The sequence below is a fragment of the Desulfuromonadaceae bacterium genome (assembly GCA_019429445.1).
Classification (GTDB): Bacteria; Desulfobacterota; Desulfuromonadia; order Desulfuromonadales; family JAHYIW01; genus JAHYIW01.
Genome location: JAHYIW010000018.1, coordinates 37645 through 61345, shown reverse-complemented (window position 1 = coordinate 61345; position 23701 = coordinate 37645). Strand labels below are relative to the sequence as shown.

24 protein-coding genes, 1 pseudogene and 2 CRISPR repeat arrays are annotated in these 23701 nt (G+C 51.0%); of the genes and pseudogenes, 1 reads left to right on the top strand and 24 read right to left on the bottom strand.

Features of this window, described 5'->3' with window-relative positions; translation table 11 throughout:
* Window positions 1-109 precede the first annotated feature (109 nt).
* The 9 genes from K0A93_08850 to K0A93_08810 form a co-directional block, all read right to left on the bottom strand.
* The gene (locus K0A93_08850) at window positions 110-1318 is read right to left on the bottom strand and encodes a restriction endonuclease (protein ID MBW6512201.1); all 1209 of its coding nucleotides are present in this window, start codon (window positions 1316-1318) and stop codon (window positions 110-112) included.
* A complete protein-coding gene (locus K0A93_08845) occupies window positions 1315-1776 on the bottom strand; it encodes a very short patch repair endonuclease (GenBank protein MBW6512200.1) in 462 nt (153 codons plus the stop codon). Before K0A93_08845 ends, K0A93_08850 begins: the two co-directional genes overlap by 4 nt.
* Complete coding sequence (dcm, locus tag K0A93_08840; GenBank protein MBW6512199.1) at window positions 1769-3217, bottom strand: DNA (cytosine-5-)-methyltransferase; 1449 nt, start codon at window positions 3215-3217, stop codon at window positions 1769-1771. Before dcm ends, K0A93_08845 begins: the two co-directional genes overlap by 8 nt.
* Before the next feature lie 42 nt (window positions 3218-3259).
* The gene (locus tag K0A93_08835) at window positions 3260-3583 is read right to left on the bottom strand and encodes a hypothetical protein (GenBank protein ID MBW6512198.1); all 324 of its coding nucleotides are present in this window, start codon (window positions 3581-3583) and stop codon (window positions 3260-3262) included.
* 123 nt (window positions 3584-3706) lie between these two features.
* Window positions 3707-4162: direct repeats of the CRISPR family, unit length 29 nt; unit sequence CGGTTCATCCCCGCGGGTGCGGGGAACTC.
* Between the two features lie 386 nt (window positions 4163-4548).
* Window positions 4549-5151 carry a hypothetical protein gene (locus tag K0A93_08830; protein MBW6512197.1) on the bottom strand — a complete coding sequence of 201 codons (603 nt, stop codon included), beginning with the start codon at window positions 5149-5151 and terminating at the stop codon, window positions 4549-4551.
* 45 nt (window positions 5152-5196) lie between these two features.
* Window positions 5197-5571: a hypothetical protein gene (locus K0A93_08825; protein ID MBW6512196.1), complete on the bottom strand. Its 375-nt coding sequence runs from the start codon at window positions 5569-5571 to the stop codon at window positions 5197-5199.
* The gene (locus tag K0A93_08820) at window positions 5561-5815 is read right to left on the bottom strand and encodes a hypothetical protein (GenBank protein ID MBW6512195.1); all 255 of its coding nucleotides are present in this window, start codon (window positions 5813-5815) and stop codon (window positions 5561-5563) included. The genes K0A93_08825 and K0A93_08820 overlap by 11 nt, the downstream gene beginning before the upstream one ends.
* 12 nt (window positions 5816-5827) lie before the next feature.
* Window positions 5828-6172: a hypothetical protein gene (locus K0A93_08815; GenBank protein ID MBW6512194.1), complete on the bottom strand. Its 345-nt coding sequence runs from the start codon at window positions 6170-6172 to the stop codon at window positions 5828-5830.
* Window positions 6173-6176: 4 nt separating this feature from the next.
* A complete protein-coding gene (locus K0A93_08810; GenBank protein ID MBW6512193.1) occupies window positions 6177-7391 on the bottom strand; it encodes a helicase RepA family protein in 1215 nt (404 codons plus the stop codon).
* On the opposite strand from K0A93_08810, the gene K0A93_08805 reads away from it, so the two are divergent.
* Entirely contained in the window at window positions 7385-7570 is a 186-nt protein-coding gene (locus tag K0A93_08805) for a hypothetical protein (protein MBW6512192.1), read from the top strand. The two genes, K0A93_08810 and K0A93_08805, sit on opposite strands and share 7 nt — an antisense overlap.
* A 451-nt stretch (window positions 7571-8021) precedes the next feature.
* Here K0A93_08805 and K0A93_08800 read toward each other — a convergent pair whose 3' ends face one another.
* The 15 genes and pseudogenes from K0A93_08800 to K0A93_08730 form a co-directional block, all read right to left on the bottom strand.
* Window positions 8022-8666 carry a hypothetical protein gene (locus K0A93_08800; protein ID MBW6512191.1) on the bottom strand — a complete coding sequence of 215 codons (645 nt, stop codon included), beginning with the start codon at window positions 8664-8666 and terminating at the stop codon, window positions 8022-8024.
* Window positions 8663-9991 (bottom strand): site-specific integrase, encoded by a 1329-nt coding sequence (locus K0A93_08795; protein MBW6512190.1) that lies wholly within the window; start codon window positions 9989-9991, stop codon window positions 8663-8665. The genes K0A93_08800 and K0A93_08795 overlap by 4 nt, the downstream gene beginning before the upstream one ends.
* A 126-nt stretch (window positions 9992-10117) precedes the next feature.
* Window positions 10118-10939: a CRISPR direct-repeat array (repeat unit 29 nt; unit sequence CGGTTCATCCCCGCGGGTGCGGGGAACTC).
* A gap of 71 nt (window positions 10940-11010) precedes the next feature.
* Window positions 11011-11319: a type I-E CRISPR-associated endoribonuclease Cas2 gene (gene cas2 / locus K0A93_08790; GenBank protein MBW6512189.1), complete on the bottom strand. Its 309-nt coding sequence runs from the start codon at window positions 11317-11319 to the stop codon at window positions 11011-11013.
* On the bottom strand, window positions 11300-12223 hold the full coding sequence (gene cas1e / locus K0A93_08785; GenBank protein ID MBW6512188.1) for a type I-E CRISPR-associated endonuclease Cas1e: 924 nt from the start codon (window positions 12221-12223) through the stop codon (window positions 11300-11302). Before cas1e ends, cas2 begins: the two co-directional genes overlap by 20 nt.
* A gap of 21 nt (window positions 12224-12244) precedes the next feature.
* Window positions 12245-13078, bottom strand: a pseudogene (locus K0A93_08780) (Bro-N domain-containing protein).
* Between the two features lie 94 nt (window positions 13079-13172).
* Window positions 13173-13844: a type I-E CRISPR-associated protein Cas6/Cse3/CasE gene (gene cas6e / locus K0A93_08775; GenBank protein ID MBW6512187.1), complete on the bottom strand. Its 672-nt coding sequence runs from the start codon at window positions 13842-13844 to the stop codon at window positions 13173-13175.
* Entirely contained in the window at window positions 13829-14560 is a 732-nt protein-coding gene (gene cas5e / locus K0A93_08770) for a type I-E CRISPR-associated protein Cas5/CasD (GenBank protein ID MBW6512186.1), read from the bottom strand. Before cas5e ends, cas6e begins: the two co-directional genes overlap by 16 nt.
* 3 nt (window positions 14561-14563) lie before the next feature.
* Window positions 14564-15616 (bottom strand): type I-E CRISPR-associated protein Cas7/Cse4/CasC, encoded by a 1053-nt coding sequence (gene cas7e, locus K0A93_08765; GenBank protein ID MBW6512185.1) that lies wholly within the window; start codon window positions 15614-15616, stop codon window positions 14564-14566.
* Between the two features lie 28 nt (window positions 15617-15644).
* Window positions 15645-16145, bottom strand: coding sequence for a type I-E CRISPR-associated protein Cse2/CasB (casB, locus tag K0A93_08760; GenBank protein MBW6512184.1), 501 nt, complete (start codon window positions 16143-16145; stop codon window positions 15645-15647).
* A 29-nt stretch (window positions 16146-16174) separates the two neighbouring features.
* Window positions 16175-17836 carry a type I-E CRISPR-associated protein Cse1/CasA gene (casA, locus tag K0A93_08755; GenBank protein MBW6512183.1) on the bottom strand — a complete coding sequence of 554 codons (1662 nt, stop codon included), beginning with the start codon at window positions 17834-17836 and terminating at the stop codon, window positions 16175-16177.
* A complete protein-coding gene (gene cas3, locus K0A93_08750) occupies window positions 17837-20572 on the bottom strand; it encodes a CRISPR-associated helicase Cas3' (GenBank protein ID MBW6512182.1) in 2736 nt (911 codons plus the stop codon).
* Window positions 20573-20915: 343 nt separating this feature from the next.
* Window positions 20916-21464 carry a 2-oxoacid:acceptor oxidoreductase family protein gene (locus tag K0A93_08745; protein ID MBW6512181.1) on the bottom strand — a complete coding sequence of 183 codons (549 nt, stop codon included), beginning with the start codon at window positions 21462-21464 and terminating at the stop codon, window positions 20916-20918.
* A 21-nt stretch (window positions 21465-21485) separates the two neighbouring features.
* On the bottom strand, window positions 21486-22301 hold the full coding sequence (locus K0A93_08740) for a 2-oxoacid:ferredoxin oxidoreductase subunit beta (GenBank protein MBW6512180.1): 816 nt from the start codon (window positions 22299-22301) through the stop codon (window positions 21486-21488).
* Window positions 22301-23434, bottom strand: a complete 1134-nt coding sequence (locus K0A93_08735) for a 2-oxoacid:acceptor oxidoreductase subunit alpha (protein MBW6512179.1) — start codon at window positions 23432-23434, stop codon at window positions 22301-22303. The genes K0A93_08740 and K0A93_08735 overlap by 1 nt, the downstream gene beginning before the upstream one ends.
* A 20-nt stretch (window positions 23435-23454) precedes the next feature.
* Complete coding sequence (locus K0A93_08730) at window positions 23455-23652, bottom strand: 4Fe-4S binding protein (protein ID MBW6512178.1); 198 nt, start codon at window positions 23650-23652, stop codon at window positions 23455-23457.
* Window positions 23653-23701 lie beyond the last annotated feature (49 nt).

Genomic DNA, 23701 nt, shown 5'->3' with positions numbered 1-23701 from the left:
ATAGTGGATTGCTATTACTTTTGTCGTCGTGCAGTCAGCAGTTTCGCAAGAGTCATATAATATGGCCATGCCGACTTGCAGTTCTCCTGACAGTTCCCCCAGATCGAACCTACCCCTGCCGCTCTTTCGCAATCTCAAGGAAAGATTGCATGCTCAACAAAGCCTGCTGCTGTGCAGCCTTGTAACTGCCATGAATACTTTTCGGGAGGACCAGCGTCAGCAGGTGATGGGCCATCTCCCCGGTCTGGTTTTCACTGATACCCGGTTCAAGGGTGAAAAGGTGTTTTCTTTCGATCCGGTTTGCTTCCGACAGCACCTGCCGCCAGCGATCCTTGCAGGTTGATTTTACGCCCAGCATTGTCAGGCGAGTCGCCGGAAAACCAGGATTATGGTACTGGCCGATCTCCGGGAAGATGAAATCGGGTTTAGCCCGGTTCTCTGTCATTTTACCCCGTGAATAGTTTATGGAGTGTTCTCGAAAAACCTGCTCAAGATGATTTTCAAGAGCATGGCCAACGCGAGATTTGCGGCGATTCTGAACGCTTAAAGAGAAACCGATGAATGCATCGACATCCTCACTGAACCCTTGTCGGAGCCGTTGAGCAACAATATGCCGTTCCAGTAACCGGAAGAGTGCTTCTTCTTTTTCTATCCATGCCATGAGAACGGCATCAGGATCATCAAGAGACACGGCCCCCACAGCTTGTCTGGCAAATGCGGAGAAATCGACTGTTTTCGGAAACTTTCCATTGAAACGGTCTAACAAAGTTGACAGCAGAATGTCGTCTGCTTCTTCAATTTCAACCCCAAGTTCTTCAAGAATGAATTTGCTGGCAAAATTAAGCGGAACATCATTATTATCATCTTCAAATTCCCGGATAACAAATTGACGCTCAACCTCAGAAATACCAAAAAGCCACAATAACTGATTTTCGACTGTACTGTCGCCCTGCACGGCAATCACAAAAAATTTTCCGTCGGCTCTACGTGCAACCAGCAACAAATCACCTTCCTGCATCATCTCGGAAACAGAGGTAGTCGGAAAATACAGGCGGTACTCAGCTCTACGATGAGGCTGGTCCAGCCGTGAATCGTACCAGGTCAAATAGCCTTCTGCTCGGGAGGCTTTTTCTTCTTCGTCACCGAGATACATGAACCATGATGGAACCCGGTCCATCCTTTCATCACCCAACAATGAACGAATCTGCCTGGTACCATTAAATTCATGCTGGTTTGACTTCAAAGGATCAGCCTCAACCGCGCTCAGTCTTTTGGCAACAACCCCGCTGAAATATTGTGAAAGACAGCCTTTTTTCATTTTTCGTTCCGCGCCCTGATTTCATAAATATCGTCATTACTATCAAGCCAGGCTTCCACACTGTCGATAACCTGTTCAATGGGCCTTTTGTATTTCCCTTTCAGAGAACACTCCCAAATGGTTAGAACTCTCCAGTTTTCTTGATGCAAAGCAAGGTTGGTCCGCTCATCAATCGCCATGTTTCTGGTTATTTTGTTGCGCCAAAAAGATTCGTTGCTGGCAGGCCATTTAAATATATGACAGTCATGCCCATGCCAGAAACAACCATGAATCAGGATAACTGCGCGATATCTGGGAAGGACGATATCAGGCTTGCCAGGTAACGTTGCAACATGGAGTCGGTAACGAAACCCGCGTGCATGAAGATGTCGGCGAATCAGCATCTCCGGACGAGTGTTTTTCCCCCGAATCCCTGACATCATCCGGCTTCGAGTGGCCGGATCAACAACATCAGCCATTTACACTCAGGACTGGTGCTTCAACGGGCCAGATTTTTCCGTTATACGAAATAGTGGCAACAAGGTTGCCGTTTTGCATAACATTGCCTGCCCCACCGCACCAGTTGCCACCACCAAGATTCCAGTGTTCGATGTATTTCCGACAAACAACAGAAGCCTCCTCAAGACTGGCAACCCATCTCCTGCTTGAAGGACTTTGCGGAGCTGATTGTCCATAGTCCGGATTTTCTGTAGAACACAAAACAACCTCGTACTTGCCGATTCGATCCTTTTTCAATTCAAGAATATGCGGGGTCATGATTCTTGCCACCTCCTTGACTACGGGTAAAACTACTGAATTTCCGAACTGTTTATAGGCTCTGGTATCGGAAACAGGAATGACAAAGCTGTCAGGAAAACCCATCAGTCTTGCACATTCACGCGGTGTCAATCTCCGTGGATTTTTCCCCTTACCACGATCAATAAGGATTTCGCTACCATCTTTGTAGTAGCGGGCTGAAAGAGTCCGAGCAGTATCTTTTCTACCCACCAAACCAAAACCGAAACCATTCCCTGCCGCCTTGTGTTTAGCTGCATAGTTTTGCAAGTAAAGCCAAAGGTTGTCGGAAAGAATGTACTTCTTGTCGACCTTGTTCTCCGGTTCAAGAATATCGTTGAGCGTTTTCGCTTTGGGTCCAGGGTGCTGAAAGTCATTCCAGGTAAAATCAGTGTCGCCATCGAAACCAACAATAAAAATCCGCTCACGATGTTGCGGGACAAAACCCTTGGCGTCAATGACTTTGTAGTTAACCTTGTACCCCAAGTCTTTGGTTAAAGTGTCCATGATCACACGAAAGGTATTCCCCTTATCATGCCGCTCAAGATTTTTAACATTTTCGAGTAAAAATGCCGGGGGGCGAAGTTCTTCAAGGAAAGACGCTACGTGAAAAAAAAGGTTTCCCTGCTCTTTGCAGGCGAAACCATGCGGACGTCCAAGTGCATTTTTTTTGCTGACACCGGCAATCGAAAAGGGTTGACAGGGGAAACCGGCCACCAGTAAATCTGGTGCAACAGGAACGTGTTTACGAACATCGCCAACAATTACATTGATGTCGCCAGCAAGTTCATGATCGACACAAAAATTGGCAAGATAAGTTTTCTGGCAGTAAGAATCCCACTCGCTGGTAAAGATGCACTCACCACCATGTTCCTCAAAAGCCATTCGCAAACCGCCAATTCCGGCAAACAGATCGATGAACGAGAAATCGGAATGTTGCTTGTGTTTGGCAAAAAACTGTAATGCCATCTGCTCCAGAACCAGAAATTCACTACGGGAAATTCCGGTTTGACCAGCCTCCCAACGCCTCACTGTACGAGTAGAAACATCGAGAGTTTCTGCAACCTTATCGTAGCCATGAATGCCGATAACTCTTTTTACTGTCCAGACTGCTTCGTCTTCCATATATTGCTCCTAGGGAATTTTTTTGACAATATGTCAAATTAATTACCCTGTCAAGGAGCTTTTCAGTTCAATACCGGCTTTGGGGGAAGGAATAGGTTGAATAATTCGCAGGATGCCTTCTGCATGGGAACAATCTGTTTGGTATTTTTTTCCATCAGATGCTTCAAGTTTCAGTTGTCGACAAATTGTCGATAACTCAACACCCTGAATTTTTTCTCTCTTTTTGATTCTATACCAATAATCTTTCGGATCGGGACTGTCTGTTAATGCCTGAACAACATCAATCACCGAAAAATACCATTTTTGTTCCTCTTCATCCCATACAGAACGAATTTTATTTGATTCAAACAGTTTGATATTTTTCATGGTGTAACTCCCTCAGCCATCTGGTTCACGGTCAAGCATACTCTTGCGTACGGTCGCGTCTATAAATTTCAAATTTGAATTCTGTAGTCTCCCCCGTCGGTGAACAAGAAGGGGGGCTACCATCGGTTCATCCCCGCGGGTGCGGGGAACTCTCGTTTGTTGTGCCCCTCCAGCCGTGATAACGCGGTTCATCCCCGCGGGTGCGGGGAACTCGCGAAGAAATCAACCAGCGGATTCGTGCCGGGCGGTTCATCCCCGCGGGTGCGGGGAACTCGCCCCGGCCATATACCGTTATCGGTCAAAAAACGGTTCATCCCCGCGGGTGCGGGGAACTCAAATACGGTGACAGCACCACCCCCCTACTCATCGGTTCATCCCCGCGGGTGCGGGGAACTCTGATGGCGCAAGATCAGGTGGGGCGGGAGCGACGGTTCATCCCCGCGGGTGCGGGGAACTCAAAATCGACACCATTGACGCTGCCACGATATTCGGTTCATCCCCGCGGGTGCGGGGAACTCCATCCCCGCCCTGGTTGACGAACGGGTTGAGACGGTTCATCCCCGCGGGTGCGGGGAACTCGACTACCGCACTCCGGAGGCAGAGGTCGCAGGTTCGAATCCTGCATCGCGCGCCAATAAAATCAAGGGGTTAGCCAGTTTTTGGCTGCCCCTTTTTTGATGTGATTTTAAAAAAATTCCCTATGTGTTCCGGTGAAACAGACAAACACCGCTCCAAAAAACTTCAAGGGGGTGATCAGGTTCCGGCGGCTTATGCTGAAAAGAGGTGCGCGGGTTTCGTTCTATCTGGCAGAACGTCAAGATATCGGCAAGAACCGTTCCGCATAGTTTCTGTAACATGATTTCACTGTGTGAAATTGATTGACGGAAAATAAAACGAAACCGGCGCAAAAAAAAGCGGCCCACCTCGTTAGAAGTGAACCGCTTTGCGTGCTGCGTGACTGTCTCTTAAACGTACCGCGATAGCAACTGAATTGCGGCATTGGAGTAGATTTTCCATGCCTCAGCGGCGGTCTGCAAGTCTTTCAGTTTTTTGGCTTTTGTTGGGTGATTGAGGGCCAACCGTACAAGGCGTGACGTAGCTCGGGTGTCGTCCGTCACATAATCCGGCGGACAAGGCGACGTTTCAAGGTATCTAACCAGCGGGGTGTCGCCCTCCAAAATTTCGGCCAAGTAGTTTACCTTGACCAATTCCGGGTTTGTGTTTTCCAGCGACCGGCGGAATTCTTGGCCCTGAAGTTGGAGCAAAATTGGGTCGCCGTACTCGTTTTTCGGAAGTTCCGCAAGAATTGTTTCAGCATCCGACTTGTACAGGTCGCGGGCGACGATAGCTTCGATTTTCTCACGTGCTTCCTTGGCGGCGGCCCGGATTTTCTCGGACTTCCCTTGGGCGGAAAGATTCCGGTCGTTTGTTAACCGCCGTTCCTCCTGCCTGAAAGTCTGTTCGGCGGCGACAATCTCTTTCATTTTTTGGGTGGTAGAGTACCGCAATCCATCGTCGGTGATTTTGTCAACTGCCGGTTGGAGTCTTGAATTCAGTGCGTTCCACATAATGGTGTTCCTTTCGTTTTGGGCGTCATGCCCGGTTGGTGGCCGTTAGGCCGGGTCTTTGCGGTCATAAAATGATTTAATAATGGCCGTGTGGATCAGGTCGAGGTGCCCGGCGCGGTAGTATGCGAGTCGTTCACGGCGGTAGGCATCGGCATCCGGCGCGGTGGTCAGCCCGATTCTGCTGGCGTTCGAATAGGCGACGGACAAGAGCAAATCGGCATCATCTTGGGGCGGCTCAGGTCGCTGATAACTATTTTCCGGGTGCCCCCAGCCGCGCAACTCTTCGGCCTGTTCGGCGGTCTCAAATGGCAGGCGCGGACACATGTTCCAATGCTGCCAACACTCCAACATGAACAAGCTTTCTGGAACGTCGCTGCCGTGGCGCTGCTCAAGTTTTGCCAGTCGTTTTTCAAGATTCATCGTTCCGGTCCTCCAGTGCTTCAATCCGTTTTTCAAGTTCGTGGTCGGTAATTAACCTGCCGATTGCCACCAAGATATATGCAAGCTTTGTCGCGTCGCTCAGGTCGACCTTGCCGTTTCTGGCTTGTCGGTAGACGCTGGCCAGCTCGCTCCGCACATGCCCGACTTTTGATAAAGCAATGCGGGGTACCTTGTCCGGTAAGTATTCTGGATCGTTGATAATTGCTGGTTTTTTTGTGGTCATTTTTTTGCCCTTTCAGTGCTGCTGCCGCTTCAGTTGCTCAAGTAGAACTATCTCCCATTCCGTCAATTTTTTGACGGTCGTTTCAACGTCGCCGTCGGAAATTGAATCATCAAGCTGACGCTCCAGCTCCACAATCTGCCTCCGTACGTCGGGCGGCATCCGCTGCCGAAAATCTTCTGGCCAACACGATTGCGCGTTCAGGCGCTCGGTGGTTGCTTGAAGCATTCGGTAACAGTCGGCACGCTCAACACGATCTCCGAGTTGACCAACAATGTCATCCGGGATTTCCAGAACTTCACCGGGTTTGACCAGTTCGCCCCGGCACCGGAAAGGTTTCACAGTGATATAAAAGTCCATTGGCTCACCTCTCAAAATCGACGTTTAGAAGGTCATCATCATGCGTGACAACCGTGACAGGAGCGTGACAAGTCACGGCGTCACGGTCTGAATCGTAGCGTGACAGCGTGACAGGGGGTATAGGGGTGTCACGGTTGTCACGCTCTGATAATGAATAATGATCGTCGTTGACGGTGATCGTTCCCTTGTGCTGTAGACCTGTTCTTGCTCGGTGAAATGCTTGTCGCTTTCCGTCCAAACTGTCGGCGGTGCTTCTCGCATAAAACGCTTGTCGCCAGTCATCAAGGTGGGCCGGTTGTGGAATGCTCGCCAGCGTATCGATACCCAACTGCTCGCCAGCTGATAACCGTGGCCCTCCGGCATGAGGTGAGGCGGTTCCGTCACAAACAAAAACTGCTGAATCTTCGTGGCTCTCAAGGCGGTAGCTCATCGGCGGCGGTGTCTCGGCGTCTTTCATTTTTGTGAAGGTCACGGTGTTGGCGTTCTTGTCGATCAAAATTTCAAAATCCATGGCGGCACGAAACGTACTTGAACCGCGTGCGCGTCCAGATGTTTCAGCGCCGTGCCCCGTGTGATGAATAATCAACATCGTCGCCGTGAAGTGGTTGCGGATTTCGTCGACCGAATTGATGAAGCGCATCATGTCTCCGGCGTCGTTCTCGTTGCCGGCAAACGATCGCGCCAAAGTGTCGATAACGATCAGCACCGGCGGAATACTTGCGGCCTCAATTGCGCCGATCAGCTCGGCGGTACTTGCCCGGTCAAAGGTTAACGGCCCGGAACAACAAAAAACTTGCCCTGTTTGGTAGTCTTCGCCACGGTGGGCATAGCAAGCTTTAAATCGGCGCGGAATCCCTCTTGCGCCCTCAAGGGCCAGATAAATGACCGGCCCTTGTTTCATGACACGGTGGCCGAGAAATTCACCGCCGGTTGCCACTGCAGCCGCGAGGTCAACGGCGAAAAAAGATTTTCCGGCTGTGCTGGCTCCGAATATCGCGCCGGTGGTTTCTGCCTCAATGAGTTCGTCGATTAACCAGTCAAAAATAACCGGGCTGTCGATTGTCTCGGCAAGATCGGTGAAGGCTAATTTTCGGCGCTCAGATTTGACCGGTGCGGCGTGATCGTCTGGCGGTGCTGATAGTTGCATGGCCTGATGAACGGCGAACCCTTCAGGGTCGGTCTCGAAGTCTGGGGTGTAGCCCGGCGGTAGATATGTCATATTTTCCATCCTTCGGCACGGTCGGCCAAACGTGCGGCGGTCTCGAAGCGGCAAAGAATCCGGCGGGCTTGATCGTTCCCGGCGACTGCCGCACGGCGGAGGTGATAGAAGTAAATTCCATATTCAACGACGAATTCCGGGTGCCGGCGTGGAAGGTCAGCGGTTTGCGCTTGACGTGAGCGGCGGGGTGCGGTATGGTTTGAGTCATCGAAGTTAGTTTTTTGTTTCGCAATTGCCGCGGTCCCTCCCGCGGCTTTTGTGTTTCCGGTCATCGTTAATTACCCCTCTTGAATTCTGCCGGTAACGGGGTTGGCTCGCAGCGGTGATTTTGCAACCACGCGTCAAGGTCGGCTTTTAAATATCGAATCGCCCGCCCACCGCCAAGGCGGACGAACGGCGGCCCTTCAGCGTGACCGGGTCGGGTTCCATAGTGTCGCGACTGCCGCAAGAACTGCGTACTTACGCCAACATAAGTTGCTGCGGCGCATTCGTTTAAGACTGCTGATTCGGGTGTGGTGGGTTGCATGGGGTAGCCTCCTATGTCTCATTGTTTCTTGGAGGTTACAGCGTGGAAGGGCGGGAAAAAATCCCGCTTAATTGTCTTTTTGCATTTTTTTTTGCGGGGGGGGGTTATCTTTTGATAGCGTTGCGGATTGTCTCTTTTTTTTCTTCAGACAGTGGCCCGAAAACAGCCGCCACGGCCTCAAATATAACCTGTTGGCCCACGGAGTCGCCTGCATAATCATGGACGGGGGCGCCAACTTGTTTCAATATCTCTGCAACCGCAATCGCCAGCCTTGTTTCTTGTCCATCAATGCGGCGGTTTCCCTTGCGGCCACCTTTGCGGCCCGGTCGGGTGTCGATTGCTTGCCGGAACCGCTCAGCGTTGCGGCGCATTATGGTTGTATCCCTGCCCGCTGCTTCGGCGCGCCTGATTGCCGCCTCAATCCGTTTTAAGCCGCGTGCCGGGCTATACTCCCCGGCCCACGTTGTTCTTGAATGAAGCAGTCCGGCCTTTTCGATCTCGGCAAGATTCATTGCCTCTTGAATTTTGCTTGCAAGGTCAATTCTTCCGACTAGACTCCCTGAACACTTTTCGCCCTTACAATTCGGCCCCCAGCCGCGCGGCTCCCCGGCCTTGATTGAATTTTTAACGCGGTGTGGGCATTTAAAGTGTTTCCGGTTAAAACGGTCGCCAGCATCAAGTGCCAGCTCGTAAAGATTCGCCCTTGACTCAGCGGTCAGGTGGTGCGCTTTATAAGTTCGCTGCTTCATACTCCACCCTCGGCCAGTCGGTCAACGGCGGAAACCGCTGCTTCGTCGGTGACGTGGGCGTAACGCAGGGTCATTTCAAGCGTTTTGTGACCAAGTAACTTTGAGAGGGTGACAATGTCACAACCGGCCTTTAGTGTCATGGTGGCGAAATGGTGGCGCAGGTCGTGGAAGTTAAACCCATCGATCTGTGCAGCGGTCAGAAGATTGCTCCATGATGTCGAAATATTATCAAGACGCTTGCCCCCTTTGCCGGGGAACACAAGGCCGGAGGTGTCTTTGTCTTTCCCCCAGCGTTTCAACATGGCGCGGGCGGTTTTGTTTAGAGGAACATGGCGCTTTCTTGCGCCTTTTGCAGCGGCGGCACGTACAGTCAAACTATTATTGATCAGGTCGAGGTCAGACCATAGCAGGCTGAACAATTCCCCCCGGCGGAGGCCGGTATTCATCGCCAAAATAATTATTGGTTGCAGGTGGTCAATAAACCCTGCTTCGGGGAACGCGGGCAACGGGTCAAGGTTGCGCTGCCGTCGCCATTCGTTCAGCCGGTGGCGGGCGTCTATTGCGTTTCGCTCGCGTTGATCAAGGGCAGCGTGAAGGCGGTCTTGTTCATCTTTGGACAGGTACCGCACGCGGCTATTGTCGGCGCACTTTATTTTTTTCATTCCCGCCAACGGTGACTTGGCGATCTTGCCCATTTCAGCGGCGTTGGCCAGCATCGCTTTAAATGCGTTTTCGTCGCGGTTCACTGTGTGCGGGGTCACGGAGGCCAAGCGTTTTTTTCTCCACGCATGAATCATAAGTGGCGTAACTTCCGAGAGTGCTTTATTGAAAAAATCCTGTTCAAAGCAAGCCTTGATTCTTGCGGCGGTTGCTTTTCCGCTTTTGTCTCGCTCTTCGATCATTGGTTTATATGTCAGCTCAAAGTATCCGCCAACGGTCTTTCCTTTTGCTTCAACGCGTTCTGTGCGTTTCAGGAGGAGGTCTTTTCCGGGGTCACCGCCAAAGGCTACTTCTGCGGCCTTGATTCGGCAAACGTCACGCGCTTGCGTGGGGGTCATCGTTGCCGCGTTCCCGATCTTCATTCGGCGTTTACGGCCATCAATATGGTAAACTAAAAAATAAGTCATGGTGCCGCTTGGGAGTACCCGCAATACTAATCCGGGGTGTCCTGTGTCGTAAATATCGATCAAAGTGGCATTTGGAGACAGGTTTTTTAACAGTTTTTTGTCAATTTTCGCTTTCATATCAAGGCTATTCCCTTCAAAAAAAAATTCCCTATGTGTTCCGGAGAGAATAAAAAACGGTGTATATTCAGAAAACACCAATAAACAAGATAGTAAACTTAACCATTTAATTTATCAAGTGGTTTTTGTTCTTTTTGGTTGTCTCTTGTTTACTCGTTTTTACCCTGAAATAGTCGTTTTTTGCCCTCCGGAGGCGACCTATCGGGCCGGTTCATCCCCGCGGGTGCGGGGAACTCATCCCCGGCTTCTAGTATTGCATTGTGTATGTCGGTTCATCCCCGCGGGTGCGGGGAACTCGGCTCGATGATGGTCAGGGTATAATCACCGACCGGTTCATCCCCGCGGGTGCGGGGAACTCGTCACTGAGCGGTTGATGGGAGGAATAATCGGCGGTTCATCCCCGCGGGTGCGGGGAACTCAGTCTATGGAACGAATATACCCGCGCCCAAGCCGGTTCATCCCCGCGGGTGCGGGGAACTCTCAACAAACTCACGCCGATCAATTTTAAGAACCGGTTCATCCCCGCGGGTGCGGGGAACTCGGCGGCGGCGGCAGTGGCAGCGCCCTTGGTGACGGTTCATCCCCGCGGGTGCGGGGAACTCTTCGGCGTCGGACACGAGCATCCACAGGCGGTCGGTTCATCCCCGCGGGTGCGGGGAACTCCTCAACAAACTCACGCCGATCAATTTTAAGGACGGTTCATCCCCGCGGGTGCGGGGAACTCCAGATGCAGGGGCATTGCTCAATCTGGCATACCGGTTCATCCCCGCGGGTGCGGGGAACTCGCTGTAGAGTCCTTAACGTGAGGCTTGATTGACGGTTCATCCCCGCGGGTGCGGGGAACTCCGGCGGCGGCGGTGATGGCGGCCAGCATGGAACGGTTCATCCCCGCGGGTGCGGGGAACTCCATGTGTTTTTATAGCTGCGCCTGCACGGACGCGGTTCATCCCCGCGGGTGCGGGGAACTCTTCAGGTGCTGCAATACGGGCAGCAGCTCGATCGGTTCATCCCCGCGGGTGCGGGGAACTCACTTCTTCTATCTCTCTGAAATTATTCACTTTTCAATGAGCGTTAAATTCTACCAGCTTTTTTACTCAATTTTAATCAGTATTTCCCTTTTCTACCATCCCACCTTCTGGGAGAAAAGAAACAAGTTTTAGACCATCCATTTCTTTCGGAATCCGCCGGTTTGTCCCCAAGGTTAAGAAGTCGAAACCGGATTCTGTATTCGAATCCCAAACCATCACGGCATTACCTTCGTCAAGACCTTTTTCAATCGTATCCCAAATCATCTCCCTGATCCGCCGCGAAACCTTGCCGACATAAACCCCTGCGCGTACTTCCAGCATCCAAAGAGCCAGTCGGCCGCGTAATCGCGGCGGCGCGTTCTCAACCACGATGACCAGCATCACCAACTCCTTCCTTGTTGGGAATGGCGATATTAACGGCCTCGCTATGGGCACTGGGTCTCTCAATTTCTCCCGCCGCCAAAACCTCTTCAATCTTCGGAATAATCTGCTTGAGCAATTTAGTCTGCCGAAAGGCGTCCCGACAGGCAATCCGCACTTCCCGTTCCGGGTTATACGGATTTTTCGCGGCAATCCGGAAGGCAACAGGCACGACCGTATCGAATTTGAAGATGTCGGCAATATCGTAAACAAAGGACTGTGGCTTGCCGGTGTGGATAAAGCCAATCGCCGGGGCATAGCCTGCGGCTAAAATGGCGGCCTCGGTGATGCCATAGAGGCAGGCGGTCGCCGATGACAGACAGCGATTGGGGATATCGCCGCTCTCCCAGGTCGAATGGTCATAATTGCGCCGTTTCCAGACCACACCATACTGCCGCGCGAGCAGTTCGTACATCTTACGCACCCGCACCCCCTCAATGCCGCGTAACTGCTCGACACTGCGCCGTGCGGGCGGTTCTTCGCGAAAACGAATAGCGTACATTTTGCGCACGACCTTCAGGCGCGCAGCATCATCCAGTGCCAATTTGGCCTGATAAAGCAAACGATCAGCGCGTGCGCCGCCCGGCTGACCGGCGGCATAAAGCCGCACCCCGCCCTCACCAACCCAGACTAGCAAACACCCAACCCGGGATGCCAAGACTGCGGCTGCGTGCGAAACTCTGGTGCCAGGCTCCAGCATCAGACAGGCGACCCCACCAACGGGAATGTGAGTACGCACGCCGGTCTTGTCAACCAGCACAAAAGCCCCGTCGAGTACATCGTGCTGCCCTTTTTCGACAAACATTACTGACACCCGGTCTTTCATCGGGATCGGCTTGAGTGGTGGCAATATCGGTTCGGCCATGAGCTCCCCCCACGTTTCTGATTATTTTGGTTGTTCCTTCTTCAGTCTTTTTTGACTTTCCGGCGCATCCAGGTAGTTTTCCTTTGTCACCACCTTGCGCCCCGATTCCACTTCCAATTTTTCGCGTGCTTCACCGGCGATCGAACCCCCCTTTTTGGCCGCAACTTTGTTTTCGCCAAAACCTCGCGCATCCTGAGTGCGAGTAATTTCTGTAGTAGCCGCCTCACCGAGCATGGAGAAGATTAATTCCAGATCAGTCATATGGTCGCGCAGGTTTTCGCGGTCGAGCTGCTTCATTTCCCTGTACTCGGATGGGGTCACGCCGAAGGTCGCCTTGGAGATTTCAGCTGTCAAAATGGCGTATTCAGCCGATTCACCGACGGCACGATTCTTCCATTCTTCAGTCAGTTCAGCGCGGACAGCGATGCCGCGCATGCGCTTTTCGATCCAGGCCTCCGAGTACCCCTTGGCGCGGTACAGCTCACGGGTACGGGCGGTGCCGAGTTCGGGATCTTAGATTTCCTGTACGCGCTCATAGCCGACCTTGGCCAGCCAGCGTTTGAAGGGTTCGGCCTTGGGGGAAGGGATCGACTGGATGATACGGAAGATGCCTTCAGTGTTGGCGCAGTTGAGCTTCTGATTACCGCCAGGTGTTTCAATTGAAAGGGGGGTGACAATTTGTCCCCACCCTTTGGTTAACTCCTTGTCACGACTCCGCATTTTCTTGATATAGTCGGATGGATTCACCGAATCTGTCAAAGCAGAAACGACATCTGTTATCACGAACCACCATTCATTGTTGTGAATGATGCGGCGAATTTCATTGCCCTTAAAAACTGCCAGCTTTTCCGTCATATTGTTACCATCCTTGCCGTATGAAAACTTCTGGTTAGGATACAACTGCTCTTCCAATCTGCAGCCAAAGGCTTTGGCAGGGCCGATGGCAGCATTAAACCCGCCGAACTAGCATCAACCCACAGCCAAAACCTTTGGCCGGGCCTATGCCGTCAAACAAACACTTCTCCACAAAAACAGCCGGATCGGTGACCGTCAAAATGCCGTTAAAATCCAGCGTACTGAAAGTTATGGGTTTGTCGTTCCTTCCTTTGAACAACTTGTGCTGCCGGTAGCCATCAACCCTGATTCCTTCCTTTGAAATATTGAATCCATAGGTGGCAGATCTTTCATCCAGCCACCGCATGCCGATATTCTGAACAATTTCTGGCAGATCAAAGTCCTTCCCATCGCTCTTTAGTTGCAGCTTCTCCTCCATCACCACGTCATGACGCTGTTGTCTGCCGTTTTCATCTCGACGTGAGCGGATTGGATTAACGCATGCGGTAAAACCAAGGCGCAGACCGGCCCGAAGTTGGGGCGTGTATTCCTTTGGCAGTATTTCCCACATCCCGGAAGCATCAACCGGCTCGCGTTTTGAAACCGTATAGAAGGTTGGCCAGCCATTGACCGCTTCATAGCGATAGATAAAATCCCGTTGCCGATCGGGCCGGTCGGCAAACAGATTCCAGATCATTTGATGCGCCTGGTATCCGTTCATTCTAGTCAGCTCAGTTATGTCACGCGGGGAAACATCCCGCCGGAGCTTGATCATACTGAAGTACATGGTTCTTCCCCCTTCCGCAGAATACCGCAGTTTTCTTGTCGCTCACTAAACTGCCAGCGCTTGCGTGATCGCAGTTCGTCACGCCGGGTTATAGATTGCTGCCGTTCAAGCCCGCTCGACTTGTCATCTTCCCAGAAAACTGTGACAGCACCTTTCTGAATTATTTCCGAGAACTCTTCGGCCGTGGGTATTGACTCTAGAGCCTCGCGCAATGTTGCCGCGTTGACAACCTGTGGCTGTAATGGCAGGGCAAGCGGACATGACTTGCGTCCCAGATAAAGGGCAAAGACCGGTTTTCCCAGAGCAATTGCCAATTGTTGGACAGTGTGAAGTGAACCCTCTGTTACTGTAATGGCCACCGTATAGGCAGCGTCACAACGGTAATCGCGACTGGAAAGAATAGTATTGAGTTTATCCGCTGCCAACTCGGAACGCCGGGTGTAGTGCACAACTCCTTTCTTGACAGAAGGGACCTGAGTTGTGTGATAGTCACGCAAAAGCACTCCCATGGAATCAACCCTGACGGCAAAGGAACAGGATTCGGCCAGAGCTCTCTGGCGGTCTTCCTCATCACGGCGGATACCAAGAGCAGCAGCTAAAAGCCCGATAATGGCCGATTTGCTGGGATGGGCGAAGCTGGGGCGATACTCACCCACGGCAATATCACCCCACGCGGCCAGCGGCCCATACAGGCGGAAAAGCAAATAATCGCGCATGGTCTACTCCGTTACAAAAGTAATGATTTCGTCCAGACTGCCTGCTCCAGTTTCAGCATTCATGGTTTTCGTAGCCTCTGCACATTTGCCGTAAACCTTTTCCATGTTCGCCCGCTTGCTCTCAATTTCTGTAATAGCCTTACCCAGGACATCTTCTCCGCGCACCGGCTTGAGGAATGCAACCGAGAGTGAACGGGGCTGCTGGTCGCCCTTTTCAACCAGTATGTAGGAAGAATAAGCGCGAGAAGCAAAACTGTTCTGCTTTCCGTTTGGTGCTACTTTGGCTGCGGCCTCAACCAGTGCAGCAAGCGACTTCTTTGCTAGCGTTTTATCTCCGAGGTTCGCCTCCAACAGATCACGATTGATACAGAGATAGAGATAGAACACCCCGGCGCCAAATTCGGTTTCGCCGATGTGAGCTGCCCCCAAGTCATCCTCGCCATTATTCAGGTCATCGACAGCAGTAAAGTAATCGTCTTCGACCGCCACGTCGTGAACGGTTACGGCGTGAGCAACCTGCACAGCGGCTTCAGTATTGAAAGCGGGTGAACTGGCCAACATCCGGCCAAACATGGCGATATCAACGGCAGAATGGTTCTTCATTAACAGCTTGAGATCATCAGCAGAAGGGGCCGTGTTGCTTGCCGCAAGTTTGTCAGCAAGGACAAACATTGCGATGTTCTCCTCCGGGCTAAAGTGAGCAAGTTGCTCAATTTCTAGCTCTTCCAGTGGTTTGGCAGCATTTGTTTTTTTGGCTTTTCCGAAGACTTCGGCAATCTGTTTAGCCCATGTTTTAGCATTACCTTCGGCAACCCCTTTTGCCCTCAGTGCATTATATATCTCGACTCCCATCGTCTTGGTACGGGTGCCAATGTGTCCCTTCATCGCTTCGGTAAACAGATCCGATGTTCGCCAAGCCCGCTTGAGACTCTGGGACGAAACACGCAAGCGGGTTTTGCCTCCCATGATAGCAGTCTTGGGACGCCCCAGATCATCGCGGTTGAGGTTAGAAGGGGGGTACGAAGTCAGCAGATGCAGTTGGATAAATGTACTCATGTTCAAGTTCTCCTTTGGGCGATATGAGTTATTGTTCTGACGGTGATTTCGAATAGTATTCAAAAGCCCACTGTTTGCGGGTTCTGTCGTTCCAGAAATAAACACTTTTGGCAAGGTTTTGCAGATTGACTGCGTTTCCCAAAAGGGCCACCACGCGCCCCATGGCAGTAAACAGCTCATCAGGCTCCTTTACCTTGAGCAGTCTCCGGAAGCGCAGGCCGCTTACCCTGGCAGAGCCGTCTGCCTTGCCGGTTGCCATCTGCTCTGCAAACGGACTATTGGCAATATCATTTTTCACACGAGCTGCCAGGCCTGCGACAAGGGCCAGACCATCATCATGTGGCGCACCAAATCGGCCAACAGCCAGACGCAATCGGTGATAGGCCGGAGTAAATGCCACCTCGGCCAAGGTTGCGCATCGTCGCAGTTCGGCCCGATCTCCTCTGTTGTCGTTCAACGCCTGCCACCAAGCAGCAAGCGCCTGCATCTCAGGTGAATTTTTTTCGAAATTTAAATACTTCGTACTCATGCAACCTCCTTTTTGTGATTCAGCTGCCCCTATAATTTGAGAAGATTTGTGATCATATTGCTCCTATTGAATTTCTGCAGTTCGCTACGAGACAGAACTATCCGTTTTGGATCAGAATCCTCAATGGTTAACTCCCAAGAATATGCATCAAACATTTTTTCAGCCTCAAAACAAAGAGAGTTATGCCATTCTTTCAGATAAGGATTCGGTACTGTTCCTCTCACTAAGTCTTTCGAAATATCTATCAGTAGTGCATAAAATTTAGGCTCTGTGTTTTGCCAGAAAGAGGATTCTACTGAGACCAAAGAGGTATCCTCTTTTGTTTCGAAAAGAACTTTCGCTCGCCGCTTATCTTCATCAATAGGGAGTTTCTTTATATCCTTGTATTCCCATTTGATCTTTCGAGTAATCGGGTCAACAACAGCTCGGCCATGTATCGAATTCTTAAGACCAATCCTCAGATTGCCCCCTACAAGAACTGCCGCCTTGATCATGTTTGCCACGATATTTTCATATTCTGATCTGATAGAGGAATCAATGTATAACAGCGGCATTGACGACTCATACCAACAACGAGCATTCATGTTTTTCATATCATAACCAAAGGCCCAAATGCGGAACTGCCAACCATCTCGTTGGCGGTGGTTGATAAATTCATGAACAACACGAGCTGGCATCTTGTTATCGCTATTGTCTTGCTGAACAAGACCAAGCCAGTGCCGATAACTTATTCCACCAGGTTGAGGGTGTGCTGGAATTGGTTCGCTACCGTTACTTGCATTGTACGGCGACAACGGATGTAACCAAGCTCCGGTGAAATTCATCCCAAAGTTTTTTTGCTGATACTTGTTAATCAGAGCCTCGGATGACTTGCCACACATGTCACAATTGCCTGACATTAAATCTTCTAGGTTCAGCCTTATACGTCGTGGCATACCCCAATACATTACTGATGGATGAAAGTCGGTCGGTTGAGAGACACTTTCTTTTTTCTCACTTGTCAGGGTTGTTACCATCCAAGGAAACTTACTTGAATCTGTGGCTAGGCCAGCGTTACCGCAAATATTAGAAAATGTCCCGAACTCCAGAACATTCAGCCACGCAAGTTGCCATAAGGTTTCGTGCCGCTTATCTCCGGTAACTAGCGTTGTAAGTGGCCCGCCACCTCTCAATGAAGTTCGATTCCCTTGTCCACCAGCTGGTGCATTAGTCTGCATAGCATAAAGGGCTGTAGTAGTGCATGACGGACACATTCCAACCACAGTATTACGTTTTACAAAATGATCCGTGTTCTTCTTGGTTGTGCTTTCCCCTGGCATGTCGATCAAAAGACCATCGATTTCGCCTTGGTTGACGATAAGTTTTTCAAAATCCTGCATGAACCTTGGCCCATCCCCTCCTAGCTCAAAGGCATGTCGCACCGACGAAAACTTCTCTTTCAGTTCACTCGGCGCGTACGGGTCTGTTAGCCTCTTGTGCCATTCCGACCTATTCTGTGGCGCGGAAACCGTCTGAACCAACCCAATCAGAAACTGGATCAGTGCACCATTGAAATCCGGACGGGGAGCATCGAGAAAAACTGCCGGATTTTCGCTAAAGTCCTTCGTCACCTCCCAGGGGGCAATCATGGTTTTTGTTCCATCCCGGCGGATTACCGGTATCCATTGTTCATCAATCAGATTGAATTGCATCTATCCCTCCTTCTTTGTGACCGTGACTCCAGTCAGGGGGTCATATTCCAGGGTCATAATTTCCTGGCTTTTGTTCATTGCCACACCATGCCAACGCCCATCATCACCGCGTTGAAGTGGAACAAAAACCGTCCACTTACCTTTGTCCGGTAACTGCTCTTTTAAACGAGCAACAGCGTCGCCCAGACCACCAACATGCGTAATTTCTTCATTAACCAAACCACATCGGATACTCACCTGACTCATGTCCCACGAAAATCTTCCGTGAGAATACCAAGGGGTCAAACACGTGCCATCCCATCGAGCCAAGCGTACTGTGGTGACCATCTCGCCCAACCGAGTCGGGGTTTTCATGTCTTCCCGCCACTGGTTTACGGTAGCTTCGTATCCCTCCTCCAGCTTGAGCATGTTGATATGAGCGAGGGACTTATCCGCCTGCCATTTAGAATCAGCTTGAATATCACGTTGCTGTAGCGGCACGGGAATTCTATCTGCGCTCTCTAAAAATGCCGCCTCAATCAACTCCCGTGCATCATCCGGCATCTTTAGCTCTTTTTTTTCTGCCAAAAGTTTAGCTGTCAACCAAAGACAACCATGGCTTGGATAGACGAAAGCTGCCTTAGGAAACGCCGCTTTATACCAGTGGTCAGCAACATTATCATCGGGAAGCGGGCCATGAATAATCAGGCGGGGAGACTCCCGTCTGTCTGGTCCTTCTGCCAACTGATTTCCTTGTGCATCACGCGGGTGTCGATGAAGCCGACCGGCACGCTGAATCAGCAGATCCATAGGAGCCAAATCAGTAACCAACAAGTCGAAGTCCAAATCAAGTGATTGTTCAACGACTTGTGTCGCGATCAGCACCTTGCCGCTTCGCTCGTGTGCTGAACTCGTCCTGCCAAAAGCCGAGGTAACGGCACTCTCAATATCCAGACGATCACCCATAGCAAAACGGGCATGGAACAGCATCAAACTATCTTTCGCCAGCCGATCCTTTAACTGTGTATAGCCGTGCAGCGCGTCATGCACGGTGTTTCTAATCCAGCAGACGCACCAGCCCTTGTTTGCCGCTTCCACAATCTGACATATCACTCCTGATTCATCAGCAACAAGGTCTACCGCCACACGACAGCGGCGTTGAGGTGTGGCTTCAATCGGTCTTTCCTGTATCCCAGCTTCCTTGCTATAGGCGGTTGCCAGAGGATAAGCACAGCTTGATAGCACTGGTTTCTGTTGGACATCACAACCACGGGCAAAGGCAGCAATGAAATCACGTCTGATATGTGTCGGCAATGTCGCCGAAAGCAAAATTGCGCTACCACCAAGGGCGGCATGGAAGGCCAGCAAGTTTTGCAGCAACTTGTTCATGTACGGGTCGTAGGCATGGACCTCGTCTACGATCAGGATATGGCTCGCCAGACCGAAGAGCCGCAAGGACTGGAAACGGGCCGGTAACACCGCCAGCAGTGCCTGATCAAGTGTGCCCACACCCACCTCCGCTAAGAGTGCCTTTTTACGATTGTCCGCCAACCATGCTGAGCATTGAGCGGAAGCTGATTCTTCATCTAATGAAGCAGCACTGTGTCCGGCAACCGAGGTCATGAAGGTTTCTGAGAGATGGCGTGCGCCGTGGGCCAGCACAATCGAGGGAGATGTCCCCTTGGTAAACAGCCGCTGGTAGACTTCGATCATGCGGTCATACATGGCATTGGAAGTTGCCATGGTCGGCAGCGCTACAAAAAAGCCGTTCCCGCACCCGGCAGTCATCAACCGCCCAGACAGAAGCAGCGCCGCCTCTGTCTTGCCGGAACCGGTGACATCTTCAAGGATGAAAAGTTGAGGCGAATTTCCAATCGGACAGTGGTCGACAAACGTCTGCAATGGTGTTGGAACAGCTATTTTCGGGAATAGTCCCGAAAACCCGGACAGTTCAGATATTGGCATTCCGGTATTGATCCCCGCTTCACGAATAGCCTGCTCGGCTTGCGGAATGGCGCGAGTTATCCAGTAATCACTAAGTGGCATCATTTCTTCGCAGAATGGGAACCAAGTGTTGTTCGATCCGATCCAGTCGCAGAGTACAGCAAAACCGGCCATCAGCCATGATGCTTTTTTCATCCGTTCTTCAAGTTCAACCGGTGATGGAAGTATATATTCTTCGGGGGGGCCGCAAATCAGTAAGCCAACTTCGCGAGCAAACTGTTCTGCGACGGCGGAATCACTTTCGCCAAAGTAACTGGAAAAATTCAAGGGCAAGCCGTTTATCCCTCTCATCTGCGGCGGTACGCCGTGATGACCGGTATATGCTCTAACAATTGACATAGTGACATCTTGCCAATTGTCGAATGACTCATTTAAGGGGAATGCGAGGTTTTCGTTCTCAAAGGCAGATTTAAGAAAAAGATTACCGAGGCTGTCATGGCGTGCTGTGTATTGCTTAGTGCTGGTAATAGTTTGTAGTTTCTTCAATAGGGCTGGTTGAAGATTTTGAAAACTTTCAGAGAATTTACCTACGTCGTGAAAAGCCAGGAACAGAACCATCCAGCGAGTGCACATTAATTCATCGAGACCCATAATGGTCGCAAATTTGCGTCGCAATACAGCATCCTTCGATAGGAGTACACGACCAACCGCCGCCACGTCCAGGCAGTGATAGGGCAGCAGATGATAACTCCCGTCCTCTGCTGTCTTGCCCCAGTAGCTATAAAACGACTTCACTTTTAATAAATCCTCCACAAACACACCTCCTGATGGCAATGAATTATTGCAAATTCTATCGCCTAATCATGACATAATAAGTCACACCCACCCCATCCCAACAAAAAAAGCGCCGAAGAATTTCATCTCTCAGCGCTGCATGCGTTCCCGTTGATCCACCATCAATCCACATCCCGGCTTCGACCGCGACAAACTTGTGAAAATATTTTTAGAATCAGATTATAAGGGCATCGTGCGACTGCTTACAACCGCAAATGTATCCGGTCAGAAATGAAAACAGGCTGACAAACGGGGGATCGCGCACCACGAGAAAAGGCCCGATGGAAATCCACCGGGCCTTTAATACTGACTTCAGGAAAAATCAGTTCATCAGCGTTTTGATCTTGTCATAGCCGAGATTGTAGGCTTTTTTGTTCAGGTCGAGAAATGCTTCCGGAACCTTGGCAAGAACCGCTTTTTCTCCCGATTCGCGGGAAACAACGTCGGTCAGGGCAATCATCGCACCCAACGCAACGACGTTGGCGACGATTTCACGACCAATTTCTTCTTTAGCCGTCCGAACAATTGCCATCTTCAAGACTTTGAAGTCGCCTTGCGGAATATTTTTAACAAAATCCTCGTCAATCAGCAACAGACCGCCGGATTTAATCCCGTTAGCATACTTGTCAGCAGCTACTTGGGTCATTGCCAGACAGGCATCGACAATCGTCGCCTTCGGATAATCAATCGGACTATCAGAAATGATAACTTCCGACTTTGATGCGCCACCACGGGCCTCAGGACCGTAGCTTTGCGATTGGACCGCATATTTCGACTCAATGATCGAAGCAGCCTCAGCAAGAATGATTCCGGCGGTAATCAGACCCTGACCACCCGCACCGGAAAATCGAATTTCGTATCTTTCAGCCATTTCAATTCTCCTTAAGTGAGATCAGGCGCCTTGCGCCTTTTTGATGACGTTGGCGTACTGGGCAGTGTACTCAGGACGCTCTTCTTTATAAAGAACGCCAGTCAATACCTTGCCTTCAAGTTGCTCAGCTGTCATTTTTGAGGCTGCAGCAACAGGAACCGCCATGTCCTTAAGACGCTTCATCATGTCCGTAACAGAGCGAAACTTGTTACGACGACCATAGGTGGTCGGACAATCATCAAGGACTTCAATGATCGCCATCCCCTTATGTTTAATCCCTTCAGCAATCAGCTTATCGATCTGGGTCGCATGGAACGCCGTAGTCCGGGCAACAAATGTTGCACCGGCACCGATTGCCAACTTACTGATATCGAAGACCGGATCAGGGTTACCATAGGGGGTGGTCGAAGCCATGGCACCGGTCGGGGTACACGGCGAAAACTGACCACCGGTCATGCCGTAGATTAAATTGTTCATTATGACATAGGTCAGGTCGATGTTACGGCGACAGGCGTGGATAAAGTGGTTGCCGCCAATAGCGGTACCGTCACCATCACCGCCGCAGACAATAACATTCATGTCAGGTTTGGCCATTTTAACACCGGTCGCAAATGCGGCAGCACGACCGTGTGCGGTGTGCAGGGTACAGCAATCGAGATAACCGGGAAGGCGGCTGGCGCAACCGATACCGGAGACAATTGCCGTATTATCTCGGTCAAGTTCACAGGTATCCATGGCCCGGATCAGACCTTTCATAACGATTCCATGGCCACAGCCTGGGCACCAGATATGAGGCAACTTGCCGGGGCGGATAGATTTTTCGTAATCGTAAGCCATTAGAGAACCTCCTTGACCTTGTCGATGATCTGGCCGGGATTAATCGGCTCACCATCGACACGCCCGATATGGGCCACTTCACAATTTCCTTTGGCGACACGCTCAACTTCACGCACCATCTGTCCCAGATTCATTTCCGGGCAGATAATCGCCTTGGCTTGTACCGCCAGCTCGGCAACCCGTGCATCGGGGAAAGGCCACATGGTCAGCGGACGAAACATTCCGGCCTTGACACCTTCCTTCCGTAGTTCGTTGACGGCATAACGCGCACTGCGGCTTGTTGAGCCATAGGCAAAGAGCACGATCTCTGCATCTTCAAGCAAATACTCTTCATTTTTCAGAATATCAGCTAAATTCAACATGACCTTGTCGATCTGACGACGTTCTTCAGCATCAACCAACTCAGCCTTGGTCGTCGGGAAGCCATCTTCTGCTTTATTCAGGCCGGTCACATGATAACGATAGCCGCTACCAAAAGCGGCTAAAGGGGGAATCAGCCCTTTACTGGCGTCATAGGGCTTGTAGTCTTCGACAGCAACGGATGGGGCTTCGCGATTGATAACTTCCATTTCGCCAGGCTCGGCGAATTGAACACGCTCGCGCATATGCGCGCAAATTTCATCGATCTGAATCTGTACAGGCATACGATATTTTTCAGCCAGATTAAAGGCTCGGACTGTCTCTTCGTAAATTTCCTGACAAGAAGCCGGAGTCAGAACAATTGCGGCATGATCACCGTGCGTGCCCCACATGGCCTGCTGCATATCAGACTGGCCAGGACCAGTCGGCATCCCGGTTGACGGGCCACCACGCTGAACATTGACAATGACACAAGGGACTTCGGCAATGCAGGCATAGCCGATGAGTTCCTGCTTAAGGGACATCCCTGGGCCGGACGTTGAATCAAGCACCTTGGCCCCGGTCAATGAAGCACCGATCAGGGCAGCGATTGCGGCAATTTCGTCTTCCATCTGAATAAATTTACCGCCGATCTTCGGGAGCTCAATCGACATAACCTCGGCAACCTCGGTTGACGGGGTTATCGGATAACCAGCAAAGAAACTACAGCCAGCATAGAGTGCGCCTTGAGCACACGCCTCGTTGCCCTGCATAAGAGCTACTTTTTTAGCCACGAATTAACCTCCTGTTTCAATTACAGCTTGTGGACTTTAATGGCAAAATCGGGACACCGCAGTTCGCACTGCATGCAAGCGATACACGCTTCGGGGTTCTCAACCTTGACCACGAAAGCATCCATTGCCAACACCTTAGTGGGGCAGAATTCAACACAAATGCTGCACCCTTTACAGTAGCGTTCAATAATTTCCAGTTTAGCTTTAGGACTGCTCATTCCGGGTTTTCTCCTTTACTGTATATATTTCGTCAAAGATGACATGAAT

Bases quoted from the DNA above. Each gene is read 5' to 3' on its own strand.
- K0A93_08825 (MBW6512196.1), bottom strand. From the start codon at position 5,571: ATGAATCTTGAAAAACGACTGGCAAAACTTGAGCAGCGCCACGGCAGC.
- K0A93_08800 (MBW6512191.1), bottom strand. From the start codon at position 8,666: ATGAAGCAGCGAACTTATAAAGCGCACCACCTGACCGCTGAGTCAAGG.
- K0A93_08805 (MBW6512192.1), top strand. From the start codon at position 7,385: ATGTCATATTTTCCATCCTTCGGCACGGTCGGCCAAACGTGCGGCGGT.
- dcm (MBW6512199.1), bottom strand. From the start codon at position 3,217: ATGGAAGACGAAGCAGTCTGGACAGTAAAAAGAGTTATCGGCATTCAT.
- cas5e (MBW6512186.1), bottom strand. From the start codon at position 14,560: ATGCGCGATTATTTGCTTTTCCGCCTGTATGGGCCGCTGGCCGCGTGG.
- casB (MBW6512184.1), bottom strand. From the start codon at position 16,145: ATGAGTACGAAGTATTTAAATTTCGAAAAAAATTCACCTGAGATGCAG.
- cas7e (MBW6512185.1), bottom strand. From the start codon at position 15,616: ATGAGTACATTTATCCAACTGCATCTGCTGACTTCGTACCCCCCTTCT.
- K0A93_08845 (MBW6512200.1), bottom strand. From the start codon at position 1,776: ATGGCTGATGTTGTTGATCCGGCCACTCGAAGCCGGATGATGTCAGGG.
- K0A93_08810 (MBW6512193.1), bottom strand. From the start codon at position 7,391: ATGACATATCTACCGCCGGGCTACACCCCAGACTTCGAGACCGACCCT.
- cas1e (MBW6512188.1), bottom strand. From the start codon at position 12,223: ATGGCCGAACCGATATTGCCACCACTCAAGCCGATCCCGATGAAAGAC.
- cas2 (MBW6512189.1), bottom strand. From the start codon at position 11,319: ATGCTGGTCATCGTGGTTGAGAACGCGCCGCCGCGATTACGCGGCCGA.
- casA (MBW6512183.1), bottom strand. From the start codon at position 17,836: ATGCAATTCAATCTGATTGATGAACAATGGATACCGGTAATCCGCCGG.
- cas6e (MBW6512187.1), bottom strand. From the start codon at position 13,844: ATGTACTTCAGTATGATCAAGCTCCGGCGGGATGTTTCCCCGCGTGAC.
- K0A93_08745 (MBW6512181.1), bottom strand. From the start codon at position 21,464: ATGGCTGAAAGATACGAAATTCGATTTTCCGGTGCGGGTGGTCAGGGT.
- K0A93_08850 (MBW6512201.1), bottom strand. From the start codon at position 1,318: ATGAAAAAAGGCTGTCTTTCACAATATTTCAGCGGGGTTGTTGCCAAA.
- K0A93_08730 (MBW6512178.1), bottom strand. From the start codon at position 23,652: ATGAGCAGTCCTAAAGCTAAACTGGAAATTATTGAACGCTACTGTAAA.
- K0A93_08740 (MBW6512180.1), bottom strand. From the start codon at position 22,301: ATGGCTTACGATTACGAAAAATCTATCCGCCCCGGCAAGTTGCCTCAT.
- K0A93_08815 (MBW6512194.1), bottom strand. From the start codon at position 6,172: ATGGACTTTTATATCACTGTGAAACCTTTCCGGTGCCGGGGCGAACTG.
- K0A93_08830 (MBW6512197.1), bottom strand. From the start codon at position 5,151: ATGTGGAACGCACTGAATTCAAGACTCCAACCGGCAGTTGACAAAATC.
- K0A93_08835 (MBW6512198.1), bottom strand. From the start codon at position 3,583: ATGAAAAATATCAAACTGTTTGAATCAAATAAAATTCGTTCTGTATGG.
- K0A93_08820 (MBW6512195.1), bottom strand. From the start codon at position 5,815: ATGACCACAAAAAAACCAGCAATTATCAACGATCCAGAATACTTACCG.